Origin of the sequence: Paraburkholderia atlantica, from assembly GCF_009362785.1 — a bacterium.
Taxonomy (GTDB): domain Bacteria; phylum Pseudomonadota; class Gammaproteobacteria; order Burkholderiales; family Burkholderiaceae; genus Paraburkholderia; species Paraburkholderia atlantica.
Map to the genome: position 1 here is coordinate 152,744 of NZ_WHNQ01000014.1, position 16,879 is coordinate 169,622.

Genomic DNA, 16,879 nt, shown 5'->3' on the forward strand with positions numbered 1-16,879 from the left:
GAGGAGTCATGGAGAAGAATCTGGCGTCGTCGCAGGGCATGTCCGCGAGCGTCTGGAGTTCGAACGGCGCACGCGAGGCGAGTAGCGCCGACACGAACCCGTATCGCTGGGTCGCGCTGTTCATCGTCTGGGCCGCATTTCTGCTCAGCTATGTGGTCCGCGTGGCATGGAGTACGGTGGCCGCGCCGGTCGGCGCGTCGCTCGGCATCAGCGTGTCGATGCTCGGTGCGTTCGTGACCGCGTTCTACGCGGGCTATGTGCTTGCGAACGTGGTCGGCGGCATGCTGACCGATCTGCTCGGCGGTCGCGCGATGCTCACGCTCGCGCTGCTGCCGCTCGGCGTGCTCACCTTCACGTTCGGCTATACGCATTCGCTCGCCTTCGGCATCGTGATTCAGGCGGCGATGGGTTTCGCGGCGGGCGCCGACTACTCGGCCGGCATGAAGATCATTCCCGCATGGTTCACGCGCGACCGGGGCCGCGCAATGGGCCTCTACACGACCGCGACGTCGCTCGCCGTCGTGATCGCGAACGCGGTCGTGCCGTCGTTCTCCGCGCGGCACGGCTGGTCGAACGCATTCCATATGCTCGGCATCGTCACGTTCGCGTGGGGCATCGTCACGTTGCTGCTGCTGAAGAACCGGCCGTCGAACGAAGCGAAACCCGCGCGCAACAGCCTGCGGGACATGCTCGGCCTGCTGCGCAACCGTAACCTGATCGCGCTGTCGATCGCGGGCTGCGGCGGCTTGTGGGCGACCGTCGGCTTCGCCGCATGGGGCAACGCGCTGATGACGCGGCAATACGGCATTGCGCCGATCGTCGCCGGATCGATCGTCGCCTCGTTCGGCATCGGCGCGGTGATCGCGAAACCGACGCTCGGCTGGATCTCCGATCTGCCCGGCGTGTCGCGGCGGATGATGTCGATCGGCTGCCTGATCGCGTTCACGATCGCGCTGCTGGTGTTCGGCTACTGCTCGACCGCGCATCAGTTCTATCTGGTCGCGCCGATCCTCGGGGCGTTCTCGTTCGGCTATCTGCCGGTGCTGATGGCACAGGTCAGCGACGCATCGGGCAAGCGCCTCGCGGGCGCGAGCGCCGGCTGGACCAATGCGATCTGGCAGTCCGGCAGCGCGGTGTCGCCGATGGTGGTCGGCTCGCTGTATGGCGCGAGTCATTCATTCATGCTCGCGCTCATCACGCTTGCGATCGGACCCGCTATCGCGGTCGTCGCGATGTTCTTCGTCAATCCGCACATCGCACGCGAATGACTGATTCTCCGATAGCTGCCGCGGCCTCGCGCCGGCTACCGCGACCACAGAGATCGAACGATCGCTCTTCCGCAGCACAAAACAACTCAATTTCCAGCAGGAGACACATGGTGAAGCACACGCCTCTCGCCAGGCCGTCGAAGGTCCTTTTTGCATGTGGTATTGGTATCGGCATCAGCGGCGCGGCGCATGCGCAGTCGTCGGTCACGCTGTATGGCATCGTCGACTCGGGGGTGACCTACGTAACTCACGCTGTGACGCCGCAGGGATCGTCCGGCACGCAGGTCGCTCTCGGCACCGGCAACCGGCAGAATTCGCGTTGGGGTTTCACGGGCAAGGAAGATCTCGGCAACGGATTGCGGGCGATTTTCACGCTCGAATCGGGCATGGCGATGAACACCGGCGCGCTGCAGCAAGGCGGGCGGCTATTCGGCCGGCAGGCGTTCGTCGGACTCGAATCGGACCGCCTCGGCACGATGATGCTCGGCCGGCAGATGACGCCGATGTACCGCTACTTCCTCGCGCTCGACCCGCTCGGCTATTCGAGTTACGGCCTTTCCGCGCAGGACGCGCAGTTCGTCGGTCGCGCGGATAACGCGGTGTCGTATCTCGGCCACGTGGGACCGTTCGAGCTGAACGCGCTCTACAGCTTCGGCTATGACGCAGTCGCCTCGAACGTGCCGGTGGCCGGCTCGTTTCGCGTCGGCAAGCAGTACGACATCGGTGGACGCTACGTGCAGGGGCCGCTCAATCTGACGTTCGTGTACGAGCAGCGGCAAGGCTCGGTGATCGCGACATCGGGCGACAGTGAGCGGCGCTACGTGGCCGGCGGTTCGTATTCGATCGGCAAGGCGACGCTGTACGGCGGCTACGAATTGCTGCTGAACGACGTCCCGTCGACGCTCACCGCATCACCGCCGCAGTCGATGGCGTTCGCGGGCGTGCGCTACAAGGCGACGCCGGCGCTGGACCTCGCAGCCGCGGCTTACTATCACGCGTATCGCCACGTCGACGCGCACGCATTGAGCACCGGTCTCAACGCGGACTACTGGCTGTCGAAGCGCACGGCGCTGTACACCGACATCACGTATGTGATCAACAGCTCGAAGGCCGCGCTGAGTGCGACGGGATGGGCGACTTCGGTCGCGACGACGACCGTGAAGACAGGCGCGAACCAGCTGGCGGTTGCGGTCGGCGTGCTGCACAAGTTCTGACGGCGACGGCCCGCGCTCAATCGCTCAGCGCATCGCGATGATCGCGCGGGCTTTTCGCCGACGCGTAATACCGCTGCAACGCGTCGGCCGAGCGCGCGCCCAGCGTGCGGATCTGCGCGAGCCAGTCGGTATCCGCCGGCCATTCACCACCGATCACGCGTGGATAGATCTGCCGCGCGTAGCGATGCAGTGCCTTCGCGCCGATGTTGCCGCTGACGCCAAGCAGCGCATGCAAGCTCGCGTGCGTCGCCTTGATATCGACAGCCGCGCTGTTTGCCGCGAGTCTCACGACGAGCGAGCGGATCTGTTCGATGCCGTTCAGGAACGATTCGTCGAGCAGATCGAGCGAGACCAGTTCCTCGAGGTGCGCTTCGTCGAGCAGGCTTTCTTCAGCGATGGTGGCGGCCGCGGGCGCGCTCGCAGTGGGGGCCAATGCCACCGGCGTCGCCGCAAAATCCGTTTGCGCGCTTGCGCCCGCGGTTTCCGCGATTCGTCGCGAAGATGGAGCGTCCGCAATCAGCGCGCCGCGCGTGCCGAACTGCCGCGCGAGACATGCGTACAGCGAGCCGGCCTGCACCGGCTTGATCAACACCTCGTTCATCCCGGCGGCAAGGCAGGCCTGCGCCGCTTGAGCATCGGTGTGACTGGTCAGCGCGATGATAGGCAGCGTCGCGTACGCATCGGTGCGCGCGCGAATCGACTTCGTGGTCTCGATGCCGTTCATGCCGGGCATGTTTACGTCCATCAGGATCGCGTCGATGAAGCCGTCGTCGTGCAGGTTGGTCAGCACCGCCTGACCGTGGTCGGCCTCGACGACGCTCGCGCCGCAGCGCTCCAGATACGCCTTCGTGACGAGCCGGCTGTAGGTGTCGTCGTCGGCGATCACGAAGGTTCTGCCGGCGAAGCCGTCGGGCAGTTCGCCCGGCTGATGCCGCACGCCGTTGTCGAACAGGGCCTGCACCGCGGTGATCAGCTCCTGCACACTCGACGTCTTGCCGATGATCTCGTCGATGCCGGCGCGCCGCGCGCGCAGCCGCACCGCATTGCCCGGCTCGGCGGTATAGGCGGCGATCAGCACGTTGCGGTTCGGGCAGTCCCGGTCGGCCCGGATGCGCTCGGTCGTCGCGTAGCCGTCCAGGTCGGGCATGCTGATGTCCATCAGCACGAGGTCGTAGAGCGGCGCGCGCCGCAACGTGGCGAGCGCGAGCTCGCCGCCCGACGCCTCGCTGACATAGGCGCCGGCCTTCGTCAGCACGCGGCGGGTGCGGGCGCGCAGCGTAGCGTCGTCGTCGACGACGAGCACGCGCTTGCCCTTGAACGCGGGCATCGCGCGTTCGAACAGGCGCCGTTCGTGCTCGGCGACCTCGTCGGCCGCTACCGGCGGAAAGCGCAGCGTGAACGCGGTGAACTTGCCGAGTTCCGATTCGCAGTCGATGCTGCCGCCGAACGCGCGCATCGCCCGCTGGCAGTAGGCGAGCCCGAGCCCGGTCCCGCCCGAGTTGCCGGCCGTGCGAAACGGCTCGAACAGATGCTGCAGGATCTCCGCCGCGATGCCGGGGCCGGTGTCGCGCACGATCACCGAGCCGCTATCGACGGTCAATGTCAGCGTCGCCTGCGGATACGCGACGATGTGATGCAGCGCGTTCTTGATCAGGTTGAACAGCGTGAACAGATAGACCGTCTCGTCGACCTTGAACACGAAGTCGCGCCTGACGACGACGCTCACCTTCGCGCGCTCCTTGTCGTTGTCGAAGCCGTATTCGGCGAGCGCCTTGCGCGTGGTCGCGCCGGCATGCAGGTAGCTGAGACTATCCGGGCGGATCGATTTCGCGGCGACTTCGTCGAGCGTCATCGCGATGATGCGCAGGCCGCGCTCGATCGACAATTGGCCCTGCGCGAGATGGTTGTACATCAGCGAGGCCGTGCCGTCGGAGAGCGTCGGCGCCGCGCCTGCTCTGTTCGCCGACGGCAGCGCTTCCTCGACGCGGTCGAGCACGTGCCGCAACTGGCTCAGCGGATTGCGCATCTCGTGCGCGATGGAACCCGCGAGCGCCTGCAATGCGCGATTCTTTTCGACGAAGATGCGTCCCTTGCTGATCGCATGACTGAACGCCATGCTGCACAGTACGACCACCGGCAGCAGCGCGAGATTGGACTTGTCCTCGGCGCTGAGAACGACGGGCGTCGGCGCGCTCAACACGCCGGCAAGGCCGCCGGAAAACACGCCGATACCGATGCACGTTATCAGCAGCAACGGGTTGTCGATACACAGCGCCAGAATGAAGATCATCATGACCTCGGTCATCATCCACATCGTGGAGAAACCGTTTCTGACGGTCAGGAACGTGCACACGAACGGCAGCACGTAAATCAGGCAGCAATGCCAGTAGATCAGCAGCGCGGGGTTGTAGCGTCGCGGCCAGCGCGCCTGGAACAGCAGCGGAACGCAGACGGCCGCCGCGCTGAGCCGCAGCGGCAGGTTGTCGTAAGGCTGCGGAAGGATGTAGGTCCAGACGACGTAATAGATGGGGTGACACAGGAGGCCGAGTGCGCCTCCCCATCGAATCGCGAACCTGCTTCGTTCCAGCATATCCCGCATGCTTTCGCGCGGTCTCGCCATCAGGCCTCCGAGTTCATCAGGAACCCATCATTTCATGCGTATTGAATTGCTGTGCTTCGACGCCTTCGGCGAGCGAATCGCCGTTCTTGCCGTGAAACGGTCCGACCGAAAAGCCGTGCTTCTTCAGGAGACCATGAGTATAAGAGACTGACCATACGGGCGGGCTACCGATGATGAAATCGGATGCGATGCCTTCCTGCCATGCCGAATAGCCTTCGGCAAAGCAGGTATAGCAGTCGCGGGTGGACGGCAGCCTGAACGGGAACGCGGTGTCGAGTTCAGCGGGCCCACGCGCGAAACATTCAATATAGAGCGTATGGCCGCGAGAAGCGAGTTCCGCTTCGACGCTTGCCGCGCGAGGGTGCGAATCGTCGATCCAGAACCGCGCGCGTTTGAGATCGGCGGCGCTCAGGTAAGGCACGCTCGTGCTGCTCGCCAGAATCGCGCCGTCGAAGTCAGGCAGCGGCGTGTCAGGGCTGAACGTATGCACCGATACTTTCGATTTGCCAAGCAGGTCCGACGCGAGCAGCTCGTTCGCCTGATCGGTCAGCAGGTTGATCTTGTCCGGCAGATCGATCAGCACCAGTTCCTTCGGCGCATCCTTGTAGAGCAGATATTTGGCGACGGTCGTGCCGAGCCGGCCGGCCGCGCCGAACAGTGCGAGCTTCGTGTTGCCGAATTCGAGGTCGAGCTGCTCGCAGCAATGCATCGCCCAGTCCTTCAGCATCCCCGCGGTCGCCGCGTGGCCGGTCGTGATGTGAGGCGGCTTGACCGGCCGGGGCAGCGCGCCGTAGTTGCAGGCATACGGCGTCGACGCGCCCATCGCGACCATGTTCAAGCCTGCCTTTCTGGCGAGTTCCAGCGCCGGAAAGAATTGCGTCTCGCGAAAGCGCTTGATGCCGCGCGGGCTGCCGAGCCACATTTCGAGCGGCACCGGGCAGGCGATATTCGCGCCGATCACCTGTGAGCCCGAATAGATCGGCGATGCGATGAAAGGCTTGGTCTTCCACAGCTCCTCTTCGAACGACTCGCTGCGTTCGCGAACGTTGTGAAAAGAAAATGAAAGCGTCTCCCAGTCGGTCGCGTGAAACAGAAAGCCGACTCCCCCCTGACGGGCCGGCAGGCTATCCCGGATCTGTTCCGGGTGAATTTCGTGTTTGAGCGCAAGCGGTGCACTATTCCGATGCAAAAGAAGTCCGGTTGGCTCGTTTGAAACGGTCGACAGGTCTTTAAGGAGAGCGGTTTTCATTGGTTTTTCCTTGGTTTTGATTAGACGCTGGAAAAGTCAGCGCGCGGCGTGGCCAGCCGGTTGGACCGGCAACCCTTCAACTCTAGAGAAATCCGCACCGATATGCCCGTCTGTTCGTGCACACAGAATTCACGAGCGGATTTAAGACGGGTTGCCCGCCGGGTGGGAATCGGCTGTGGGCAAACTTTTGAAAGAATTACGGCAGAACTTTCGCTGTATTAAGGCACGTCGTGCGCCGTCCTCGAATGGCAAAAGGGCCGCTCGGCGGCCCTTTGCTTGCATCTCAGGCGAATTCCGGATTAGCGTGTGATGCTATAGCCGATTCGCGCAATCCAGCGATGCTGGTTGTAGTCGAGAATGTCCTCGCCATAACCGCTAAAGAAGCCGAGCCACACGTAACCGCCCCAGCGGCTGTTGATCAGCTTCGCCAATGGATAGGTGAACTGCGTATCGATGCTGCCCTTGCCGCCTTTCGTGCCTTTGCGCAGCGTCGTGTCCAGTTGCGCGCCATCGGGGCTGCCGTAGATGAACCGCAGATCGACATAGCCGCGGTAGTCGGCGATGTCGTGGTTCTCGCCGGCGATGTGCGTATAGTAATAAAACTTCGGCTCGATGGTCAGATGGTAGCCGTTGATGTCGCCGAAATCCCAGATCGGCTTCAGGAACACATAGTCGACGCCGCGCGATTCCGGACCGTCGCGGCCATTCGATTCGTGCTCGTAGCCGGCCATCACGCCCATTCTGCTCCACCATTTGCTCTTCCAGCCGGTGTCTTCGAGGTAGTAGAAGAGTGCGGGCATATAGCTGGTGTCGCGGAACGGCGACGAGTACTCCTCGATAGCCCACAGCGAGGTTTGTGTATAGCCGAAGTACAGGTTGTCCACGAATCTACGCGAGCGCGGGTCGTCGGGAATGACGAGGCGGAACTTGAAGCTCAGCTGGAATTTCGCGAGATTGTCGCCATCCTGGCCCCAGCCGTCGGCGAAGTACATCGGCTCGTAGGCGGAGAAGCGGCTCAGGAAAGTATTGATTTGCGGCACCGGCGCATCTGGTCGCGACGGTGCGGGCGACGACGCGATCAGGCTCGACGACGACGGTGCGCCGCTCGCGGTGCCAGCCGTCGTCGTTGCATTGGCACCCCCGGCCGACGCGAGCGCCGCGTCCTTGCCGGAGCGCGGCGGACGCGTCAGCAGCACGTACGATGGCGACACGTCGAGATCCGGCACGTCGATCTGCATCGCGCCGCGCGCCCATTCGGGCCACGTGCCGGTATAGCGCACCGCCTTCAGTTCGCCGGCGGCGAGTTTCAGATGCTCGGGTGCGCCGCTTTCGCGCGTGAGCGCGAGCCGATGCGGTACTACGTCGGTATTACTGACCGCAATGTTCAATTGCGCCGGCACGTCGACTTCGGTGCCGCCGGGTTGATCGCCGGCATAGACAATCGTCACTTCGAGGGGAGTGCTCGAGAGCGCCTCGCGCGGTGGACGCAACACGGAAACGCCGGCGACGCTATACGCGCAGTAGCCGCCGAGCACCAGCGCGCTGATGCAAAGCGATAACCGGGGGAGAAGTCTGGAGAGCGAGCGGGAAAGCGAGCCGTAAAGCGGACTTGACGATAATCGGGAACCACGCGAGCGGCGGCTGCGGATGGCGGACGGGCGGCCTTTCTTCACGCGAGACATCGATCGATTCCGCACACGAAGCTCCTGGTGGTCTACGAGTTCAGGTCGCAATGAGACGATAGCGTTAAGGCGTGCAATTGGGTAGCAAATCAGGTCCGTGTGTGTCGTTGCGGAAACGGCGGTGCATGCCGATTCCCGCTGACTGGTTTTTTGCCTATTCTGCCAGCGCTATTTCGGAATGCGTGAGTGGAAAAATGAATTAGGAGCGCTACGAGTGCAAATAGCGCGGCGGAAGTGCGGATAATGCGGGCGTGTCGTTGCATTTGCGCAACGAAGCTTTAAATGTCAAATCGCGTGTCACTCGCAATCCTATGTAATTGCGCGTCAATTGGCGACTCGCTTTCGCGATAATTCGTCGCGCGGCCAATGCGATGGCTGAATGCTTTCTTCAATAGGCGAATTTCCGGTATTGCTCCGGCGCACACGCATCGTCGAGTTCGCTTACGCGCGGCATATGGCGCAGCAGGCGTTTCGCGCGTGGCGCCAATTGTTGATAGACGCGCGTCTTCGGAGCGCATCCGATGCGTGCCGAGCGTGGTTTCGAGCGGGCCGTTCTCGAGCGTGACGTCGCACAGCGGGAAGTTGACCGCGAGATGGAACGACGGGGTTTCCGCTTCGCCGTCGAACAGCGCGGGTGTGTCGCGATGAATCTCCTGATACGTCGAGCCGTTCAATGGCGTGGCGGTGGCCAGTTGGCACATCACGGGGTCGTCGCCGGCCACGCGCTCGACGATGCCGAGCACGTCCGATTCACAGAAGATCGACTGATCGGCGAATACCCCGTGAACGGCAGCGTGATGTAGTGCCGGTTTTCGCCTCGCACCACGGTCGCCTGCGCGGCGATCTGCTGTTGCAGCAATCGCGTTCGAGCGTCGCTGCGTAGTCATCGAGTTGTTCGATCGAAGAGCGGCCCACGGTTGTCCCCTTTATCGAGTCGTTGAGTCGGGGTTGCCCAGGTAGCCTGCATATGACGATCATTCCATCGGCGAGACCAGCAGCGACACCGGTACGCCGTGACAATCGACTTCCGCGAGGAACGTCGCGCCGAGCTCTTCGCCCAACCTGGTGCGCGCGTCGATCGGACTTCCATTGCGGTCGATGCGCAGAATGTTCAGCGGCCAGGACGGCCGCGTCAACCGCTCGTGCGCGAACGCGCCGACCCACAGCGGCGCCGCGGAGGCGCCGTTGCCGACCGCGTAACCGCTCGGCCAGAAACGAAGCACATAACGTTCCTCGCGCGATTCGCCCGGCCGCATGAAGACCAGCGACGACGGCACGCCATTGTTCAGCTTCGGCAGCACCGGCAACGACACCGCCGCGACGTCGGGCGAAGCGAGCGACAGCAGGCTGTGAGCGGACACGTCGGTGCCCTCGACCCAGCCCTGCGCGCGCAGTAGCTCGCGGATCGAAGCGGGTTCGGAAACCCATTGCAGCGTCAGCGGCTCCTTGTGATCGCCGCCCATGTCGGAGCGATAGCACGGCAGCCGCTTCCACTCGGAGTGCGTCCACTGCGCCAGCGTGAACTGCACGGGTGGTGGTTGCGGCGCGCTGTTCGGCGGCGTCGGCATCGCGACGCCGAGCTGCACGCCGACGCTGAGCACCACCACCGCGAGCACCACCAGCGGCATGAAACGGCGCGGTGGCGGCGGCCGCGGATGCCGCCAGATCGCCGTCAGCGCGATCAGCGTGACCCATACATAGGCGAGCGCCGCGCCGCCGATTGCGTCGGACACCCAGTAGCGGCCGAAGTAGACGCCCGCGAGCGCGACCACGATCACGACGATGATGCTCGCGCCGGCAACCAGCACGCCTTCGAGCTTGTCGACCCGACGCGCGAGCAGAAACGCGAGAAAGCCGTAGACGATCACCGTCGCGGCGACGTGATTGCTCGGAAACACAAAGTGGCCGGTCATCAACTCATTGGGCGGGGCGCGGCGCATCGCGAGTTGCAGGCCGAGAATCAGCAGCTGCGAAAACACGACCGCCGCGAGCCAGTAGGTGATCGTGCGCCAGCGCCGCTCCCATATCATCCACAGTGCAACCGTGACGACCAGCGCGAGCAGCGTGATGCCGCTGCCGAGCGTCCCGAGCGCCGCGAGCACCGTGTCGCCCCACGGCGTGCGCACCGATTGCAGAAAGTGATAGACGGACAGATCGATGGTGGTCAACGGATCGCCGCTGACGACGTCTTCAAGGACCCCAATGAAAAGCGCGCCGGCCACCAGCACGATCAGCGATGCCATGAGCAGGTGGGTCGCATCGGGCGTGTCGGGGTCGAGCATGCGGCGTGCGATGCGGCCGAGCGGGCCCGGATGGCGGCACGCCCAGGAGCCGAGATGACGGCCCGCCGCGCTCGACCACGCATTCGCGTGCGATACCAGGAACCCCGCGCCGCGAAAGCTGAGCCACACGATGCACACCAGCATCGCGATGATCACGACGAGCCGGAACGACACCGCGCCCGCGAGCAGCACCGACGCGCCGAACACGACGCCGGGCAGGATGTGCGCGGGCGCCCACAGCAATGCGGACAGCACGTTGATCGCGAGGAAGCGCAGCGGTGGCATGCCCATCATGCCCGCGACGACGGGCACGATCGCCCGCAATGGGCCGATGAAGCGGGCGAGCACGACGCTCTTCGCGCCATGCTTGAGAAAGAAGCGCTGGCCCGCGTCGAGTACGCCGGGGTGTGTGCGGAACGGCCACAAAGTGACGATGCGCTCCTTGTAGCGATCGCCGAGCCAGAAGCTGGCGCCGTCGCCGGCGACCGCGCCGATGATCGCCCACACGAAGACCCAGGCAAGGCTCAGCGAGCCGGTGCCGGTCAGCGCGCCGGCGAGGAACATCGCGGTGCTGCCGGGGACGAAGGTGCCGATGACCGCGATGGATTCGAAAAAAGCGGCGAGGAACACGACCGCGAGCATCCACGTCGAGTGGCCGGCGAGCAGATGCAAAAGGTGGCTGTAGGCGTGCTCCATCGTGCGCGATCGGCGGTTCTCGGGCGTGACGATCGATCATAACGCGCACGCGCAAACGGTGGGCGCGAGCGGGAGCGGTGCTTGTGCATCGGTCGGGCGATCGGCTCAGAATAGATGTCGTGGCTCGGCGGATCGATGCGCTTGGGGGGAGCTATGAAGACAGCAACAGGTGAGATCGTGTGGTCAGCGTTGCTTGTGACGCTGTTGACGGTGGGGGGCGCGGGGACGGTCGAAGCTCAGCAGCTGGGCAATCCTGGCGGCAGCCAGGCCGGAACTCGTGCGGGCAACAACGCCGGTACCAGCGCGGGCAGCGGCAATGCGGCTGTCGGCGGCGCAACGGGCATCGGTACCGGCGTCAGTCCGAGTGCGATGCCGGGGCCCGGCATGTCGGCGGGTGGCTCGTATGGGCTCGGCTCCGGTGGCGCGACCGGCTCGGGCGGCGCGCTCAACAACATGCGCGCGAACGGCACGGCGCTCTACATGAGTCCCGACCCGCGCGCGCCGAACGTGACCGGCCGCGCGGCGCCGCCGCGCTAGGGCCGCGTATAGAATGCAGATCCGATCGACCACAGGGGAAGGGAATGGCACACGGCGAGCACAAGTACCGCGTATCGGTGCAATGGACCGGCAATCGCGGCAGCGGCACCTCGGGCTACCGCGACTACGGCCGCGACCACGTGATTTCTTCCGACCGCAAGCCGGACATTCCGGGTTCGTCGGACCCGGCGTTTTTCGGCGACGCGGCGCGCTGGAATCCCGAGGACCTGCTGGTCGCGTCGGCGAGCGCGTGTCACAAGCTGTGGTATCTGCATCTGTGCTCGGACGCGGGCATCGTGGTGCTCGACTATCGCGACAACGCCGAAGGCACGATGCTCGATTCCCCTCACGAAGGCCGCTTTTCGCAGATCGTGCTGCGCCCGCGCGTGACGATCCGCGAGGGCGGCGACGTCGAGCAGGCGATGCATCTGCATCACGTCGCGCATCAGAAGTGCTACATCGCGAACTCGGTCAACTTTCCGATTCTCTGCGAAGCGGTGGTGGAGACGGCTGCGCGTTGACGCGCATGCGGTGGTGCCGGGCATGCGAGCCCGCTGCCGAGCGGGGCGCCGGCCAGCCGGTCGCTAGCGCTAGCTCAACGATTGCCGTCGAGCAGATCGCCGAGCAGTTCGTCGAACGCGGCTTGCGCGTCTTCGAGTTCCTGCAGCGCGGCATCGAAAGTCTGCAACGCAAATTGCGAGGGTTTGCCGCTGCCTGCCGGCGGGAATTGCGATTGCAGCGACGCGAACGCCGTCTGCACACGCTTGGTGGCGGTCAACACGCGTTCCATTGCGGCGGTTTCTTCGGCTCGCGCCTTGTCGTGATCCATGAGAACTCCCGGAGTCTCGGGTTGCGTCGGAACGGCTCGCGCCGCTCCAAAAGGGGACTAAAGGGGTGACTATGCCACGTTCGCGCTCACGACAGCGGCAGACCGCCAAACGCTTTCACTTCGCGCAACGATAAGGCCGATTCCACCGACGTCACGCCCGGCAGGCTGCGCAGTTCGTCGCGCATGAAGGTGCCGTAGTCGTCGAGGTCGCGCGCGACGATCTGCAGGATGTAGTCGGCGCTGCCCGACACGTTGTGGCACGACAGGATACGCGGGATCGCCTGCACCTCGCGCTCGAAGCGCGTCGCCACCACGCGATCGTGCACCGCGAAGCGCACCAGCACGAATGCGACCACGCCCAGACCGAGCCCGGCGCGCGACAGCACTGCGCGGTAACGGTCGATGTAACCATCGTTCTCCAGACGTTTCAGACGGCGCGCGCACGGCGTTTCGCTGAGGCCGACCATGTCGGCGAGACGCGCAATCGACATGCGCCCGTCGTTTTGCAGCGCGGCGAGAATTGCGCGGTCGGTTTTGTCGAGATCGTCGGCGGACATGGTCGGGAGGTGGGTTCTGCGGATTGGTGGAAGGCGCCATCGGATAACGAAATATTAGCGCATTCCACTATTTTATTATTCGCCCAAGCCGAAAATCGCCAGCAAACCCTCCGCCTCCGATAGCAACATGGAGGCTCGAACAACAAGGAGGCTCCGATGATTTCCGCTCACCTGCTGGCCGTCTACGTGGCGGCATTGGTTGTCGTTTATGCGGTGCCTGGGCCGGACATGGCGCTGATCCTGCAAACCAGCATCGCGCGCGGCGTGCGCAGCGGCTTCGCGGCCGCGGCGGGGCTCGGCGTGTCGCGCGCGACGCACGTGACGCTGTCGGCGTGCGGCATGGCGGCGCTGCTGCGCAACGCGCCGTGGCTGTACGACGCGGTGCGCTATGCGGGCGCGGTCTATCTCGCGTGGATCGGGATTCAGATCTTCCGCTCGCCCGGGTTCGCGTTGCCCGTCGGTTCACGCGACAAGCAAACGGCGGGCGCGTCGCGAATGGAATCCACTCCTTCGAGGGATGCGGATACAGAGGCGCGGCCGTTGCGGACCGCGTTCGTCAAAGGTCTGCTGACGAATCTGCTCAATCCGAAGGCCCTACTGTTCTGCTCGGTGCTGTTGCCGCAATTCGTGCGGCCGGAAGCGGGGCCGGTGGCGTGGCAGATGATCGAGCTCGGTGTCGTGCTGCTCGCGATCGGCGCATGCTTCGACGCGTTGTATGCGATCGGCGCCGCCCGCATCGCCAACTGGATGCGCGCCCATCCTCTGGCGCAGACGCTGCAACGCTGGACGTTTTCGGCTGCGTTGATCGGCTTCGCGCTGCGCCTTTCGCTGGATTGAAACTCGAGGCTGGCGCGAGTTTGCGTGAGTGGCCGACCGGCGACGCCCGCCGCTCACTTCTTCAGCTTGCGCTCGCGCCGAGGCCGGTCCTCGATAATTTTCTTGCGATGCTTGTCCTTCATTTTCTTCCAGCTTTTGCATTCGTCGCGCGTGCGCATACAGCCGATGCAAAGGCCGGTTTTGTCGTCGAACTTGCAGATGTCGACACAGGGTGACGCGATGCTCATGACCGGTGGCCGTTCGAGTTGAAGTAGCGCGAATGTCGCACGTGCAGCGCGCACGCTGCCAAGTGATTGTGTTAATAAAGCCGATAGCGCAGCGGCAGCCCGCATGCGCGGCGACACAACCAACCTTCTCACCTCCGTCGATGAAAACCTTCCTGCTGTATGTCGTGACCGCTATTGCCGAGATCGTCGGCTGTTACCTGCCGTGGCGCTGGCTGAAGGAGGGCGGCTCCGCGTGGCTGTTGCTGCCAGGCGCGGCAAGCCTCGCGCTGTTCGCCTGGCTGCTGACGCTGCATGGCACCGCCGCGGGCCGCGTGTATGCGGCCTACGGCGGCGTGTACGTGGCGGTGGCGATTGCGTGGCTGTGGGTCGTGGACGAGGTACGGCCCACGCTGTGGGACGCGGCAGGCGCCGCGCTGACGCTGGCCGGCATGGCGGTGATCGCATTCCAGCCGCGCCTATACGTGTGAGCGGGGCGCCGCGATCGACGACCCGCCCGCTCCCTTTACTGCTGCATCCCGCCCAAATAGTCGAGCTTACCGAGCTCAACACCGTTATGACGGAGGATGTCGTACGCGGTCGTCACGTGGAAAAAGAAGTTCGGCAGCACGAAACCGAACAGATACGACGCCCCCGTGAACTCGATCGGACCCGGCCGCAGTTTCAGCGTGATCGTGCGGCTTTCCGAGCCGTCGATCTGCGCCGGGTTGAATTCCTTCAGGTAATCGATCGTCTTCTGGATACGGGCCCGCAGTTCGTCGAAGGTCTGCTCGACGTCCTCGAACTTGGGCGGCTCGACGCCGGCGAGGCGCGCCGCGCACCCCTTGCCGGTATCGCTCGCGATATACACCTGGCGCACGAGCGGCAGCATGTCCGGCGCGAGCCGGGCATTGGTGAACACCGACGGTTCGATCTGCTTCGCGGCGGCGTGCGCCTCGGCCTTGCCGAGGATGGCTTGCAGGTTGGTGAGGCCGCGAATCAGCACAGGCAGTGATGCTTGATACATCGAAATTGACATGGGTTCCTCTGATTTCTCGATCGTGCGCGCAGGCGGCTCGCGCGGCACTGAAACGGCGGGAATGCCGCTTCAGCATCATAGCGTGTCGCATCCGCGCCGCGCACTAGCCATTCGGACGACTGCCGCATGCGCCGGAACTGTGTTCGAATGCCTTGGTCGGACGCTTGGACGAAGTTCTTGAACAACCCCTGCCGCGCATCGCGCAAACGATGCGCTTCATGCAGGCGCGTGGCGTGCTTGCACCCGCCGGGTCGCGCGGTCGTGCATGACCGTGTGCGAAGCCACGCTAACAGGAGAGTCGACACCATGGTCACCAAGCATCCATTGCCGGGCAGCGAGCGCAAGGTCGCACAGGGCACGAGGGTCATCGGCCAATGCGATCCCGCCGAGCGGATCGAGGTCTTCGTGATGCTGCGCCGCCAGCAGCAGGCGCAATTCGACGCGTTGATGAAACGCATCGAGGCCGGCGACGCGAGCGTGAAGCCGCTGTCGCGCGAGGCGCTCGAGAAGGACTACGGCGCCGCGCCCGACGACATCGCGAAGGTCCGCGCGTTCGCGGCCGCGCATGGGCTCACCGTCGCGCGCGAGGATCCGGCGGCGCGCTCGGTGCTGCTGAGCGGCACGATCGCGCAGTTCCAGAGCGCGTTCGAGGTGAAGCTCGAACGCTATCAGCACCACACGGCTGGCCAGTTCCGTGGCCGTACCGGCACGATCAGCGTGCCGGACGATCTGCGTGGCGTCGTCGAGGCGGTGCTCGGGCTCGACGACCGGCCGCAGGCGCGGCCGCACTTTCGCATCCGGCCGCCGTTCGTGGCGGCGCGGGCCCAGCAGGTGTCGTTCACGCCGCCGCAGCTCGCGTCGCTCTATCAGTTTCCGCAAGGCGACGGCGGCGGCCAGTGCGTCGGCATCATCGAGCTCGGCGGCGGCTACAAGACATCGGACCTGAAGACCTATTTCTCGAGCCTCGGCGTGAGCGAGCCGACCGTGACCGCGGTCGGCGTCGATCAGGCCGGCAACAAGCCGAGCGGCGACCCGAACGGGCCGGACGGCGAGGTCACGCTCGACATCGAGATCGTCGGTGCGATCGTGCCGCGGGCGACCATCGCCGTGTACTTCACGCCGAACAGCGACGCCGGCTTCATCGACGCGGTGAGCCGCGCGGTGCACGATAAGACCCACAAGCCGTCGGTCATTTCGATCAGCTGGGGTGCGCCGGAATCGGTCTGGACCAGCCAGTCGATGAATGCGCTCAACAGCGTGCTGCAATCGGCGGCGGCGCTCGGCGTGACGATTTGCGCGGCCTCCGGCGACAGCGGGTCGAGCGACGGCTCGGGCGGCGGCGACCAGGTCGACTTCCCGGCGTCGAGCCCGTACGTGCTCGCCTGCGGCGGCACGCACCTGAGCGCGTCCGGATCGGCGATCAAGCGCGAGGTCGTGTGGAACGACGGCGAACAGGGCGGTGCCAGCGGCGGTGGCGTCAGCACCGCCTTCGAGATGCCGGCGTGGCAGCAAGGCTTGTCGGCCACGATGACGGGCGGCGGCAGCCAGCCGCTCAGCGGGCGCGGCGTGCCGGACGTCGCGGGCGATGCCTCGCCGTTGACCGGCTACGACGTGCTGGTCGACGGAACGCAAACGGTGGTGGGGGGCACCAGCGCGGTCGCGCCACTGTGGGCGGCGCTGATCGCGCGCATCAACGCGGCGAAGGGACAGCCGGTCGGTTTCATCAACCCGAAACTGTACAAGGCGACGGGTGTCTGCAACGACATCACCGAGGGCAACAATGGCAGCTTTGCGGCGTCGAAGGGATGGGACGCCTGCACGGGACTGGGCAGTCCCAATGGCGGGAAGGTGGCGGGCGCACTATAG

General features: G+C 64.8%; 16 protein-coding genes. 7 read left to right on the forward strand and 9 right to left on the reverse strand.

What is annotated here, in order from left to right:
* Positions 1–8 precede the first annotated feature (8 nt).
* On the forward strand, positions 9–1,268 hold the full coding sequence (locus GCT19_RS20955; RefSeq protein ID WP_152853009.1) for an MFS transporter: 1,260 nt from the start codon (positions 9–11) through the stop codon (positions 1,266–1,268).
* A 107-nt stretch (positions 1,269–1,375) separates the two neighbouring features.
* Complete coding sequence (locus GCT19_RS20960) at positions 1,376–2,482, forward strand: porin (RefSeq protein WP_018435734.1); 1,107 nt, start codon at positions 1,376–1,378, stop codon at positions 2,480–2,482.
* Between the two features lie 16 nt (positions 2,483–2,498).
* On the opposite strand, the gene GCT19_RS20965 is transcribed toward GCT19_RS20960, so the two are convergent.
* The 5 genes from GCT19_RS20965 to GCT19_RS20985 form a co-directional block, all read right to left on the reverse strand.
* Complete coding sequence (locus GCT19_RS20965; RefSeq protein ID WP_018435733.1) at positions 2,499–5,102, reverse strand: ATP-binding response regulator; 2,604 nt, start codon at positions 5,100–5,102, stop codon at positions 2,499–2,501.
* Positions 5,103–5,118: 16 nt separating this feature from the next.
* Complete coding sequence (locus GCT19_RS20970; protein WP_026228744.1) at positions 5,119–6,351, reverse strand: hypothetical protein; 1,233 nt, start codon at positions 6,349–6,351, stop codon at positions 5,119–5,121.
* 299 nt (positions 6,352–6,650) lie between these two features.
* On the reverse strand, positions 6,651–7,886 hold the full coding sequence (locus GCT19_RS20975) for a phospholipase A (protein WP_368042656.1): 1,236 nt from the start codon (positions 7,884–7,886) through the stop codon (positions 6,651–6,653).
* Between the two features lie 425 nt (positions 7,887–8,311).
* Positions 8,312–8,920, reverse strand: a complete 609-nt coding sequence (locus GCT19_RS20980; protein WP_152853010.1) for a phytanoyl-CoA dioxygenase family protein — start codon at positions 8,918–8,920, stop codon at positions 8,312–8,314.
* A gap of 87 nt (positions 8,921–9,007) precedes the next feature.
* Positions 9,008–11,011, reverse strand: coding sequence for a bifunctional DedA family/phosphatase PAP2 family protein (locus GCT19_RS20985; protein WP_152853011.1), 2,004 nt, complete (start codon positions 11,009–11,011; stop codon positions 9,008–9,010).
* 153 nt (positions 11,012–11,164) lie between these two features.
* Between GCT19_RS20985 and GCT19_RS20990 the strand changes: the two genes are divergently transcribed.
* Together GCT19_RS20990 and GCT19_RS20995 are read left to right on the forward strand one after the other, a co-directional pair.
* On the forward strand, positions 11,165–11,548 hold the full coding sequence (locus tag GCT19_RS20990) for a hypothetical protein (protein ID WP_152853012.1): 384 nt from the start codon (positions 11,165–11,167) through the stop codon (positions 11,546–11,548).
* Between the two features lie 44 nt (positions 11,549–11,592).
* The gene (locus tag GCT19_RS20995) at positions 11,593–12,069 is read left to right on the forward strand and encodes an OsmC family protein (protein ID WP_152853013.1); all 477 of its coding nucleotides are present in this window, start codon (positions 11,593–11,595) and stop codon (positions 12,067–12,069) included.
* 74 nt (positions 12,070–12,143) lie between these two features.
* Here the strand turns inward: GCT19_RS20995 and GCT19_RS21000 are convergent, their stop codons facing one another.
* Both GCT19_RS21000 and GCT19_RS21005 read right to left on the reverse strand, forming a co-directional pair.
* A complete protein-coding gene (locus GCT19_RS21000; RefSeq protein WP_013091435.1) occupies positions 12,144–12,377 on the reverse strand; it encodes a hypothetical protein in 234 nt (77 codons plus the stop codon).
* Positions 12,378–12,463: 86 nt separating this feature from the next.
* Entirely contained in the window at positions 12,464–12,934 is a 471-nt protein-coding gene (locus tag GCT19_RS21005; protein ID WP_018435727.1) for an Lrp/AsnC family transcriptional regulator, read from the reverse strand.
* Positions 12,935–13,090: 156 nt separating this feature from the next.
* Here GCT19_RS21005 and GCT19_RS21010 point away from each other — a divergent pair, with 156 nt between their 5' ends.
* Positions 13,091–13,771 (forward strand): LysE family translocator, encoded by a 681-nt coding sequence (locus GCT19_RS21010; protein ID WP_018435726.1) that lies wholly within the window; start codon positions 13,091–13,093, stop codon positions 13,769–13,771.
* Between the two features lie 53 nt (positions 13,772–13,824).
* Here GCT19_RS21010 and GCT19_RS21015 read toward each other — a convergent pair whose 3' ends face one another.
* Positions 13,825–13,998: a DUF1289 domain-containing protein gene (locus tag GCT19_RS21015; RefSeq protein ID WP_013091438.1), complete on the reverse strand. Its 174-nt coding sequence runs from the start codon at positions 13,996–13,998 to the stop codon at positions 13,825–13,827.
* 140 nt (positions 13,999–14,138) lie between these two features.
* Here GCT19_RS21015 and GCT19_RS21020 point away from each other — a divergent pair, with 140 nt between their 5' ends.
* Complete coding sequence (locus GCT19_RS21020) at positions 14,139–14,465, forward strand: YnfA family protein (RefSeq protein ID WP_018435725.1); 327 nt, start codon at positions 14,139–14,141, stop codon at positions 14,463–14,465.
* 35 nt (positions 14,466–14,500) lie between these two features.
* Here GCT19_RS21020 and GCT19_RS21025 read toward each other — a convergent pair whose 3' ends face one another.
* Positions 14,501–15,013, reverse strand: a complete 513-nt coding sequence (locus tag GCT19_RS21025; RefSeq protein ID WP_152853014.1) for a DUF1993 domain-containing protein — start codon at positions 15,011–15,013, stop codon at positions 14,501–14,503.
* A gap of 306 nt (positions 15,014–15,319) precedes the next feature.
* Here GCT19_RS21025 and GCT19_RS21030 point away from each other — a divergent pair, with 306 nt between their 5' ends.
* On the forward strand, positions 15,320–16,879 hold the full coding sequence (locus GCT19_RS21030) for a S53 family peptidase (RefSeq protein WP_018435723.1): 1,560 nt from the start codon (positions 15,320–15,322) through the stop codon (positions 16,877–16,879).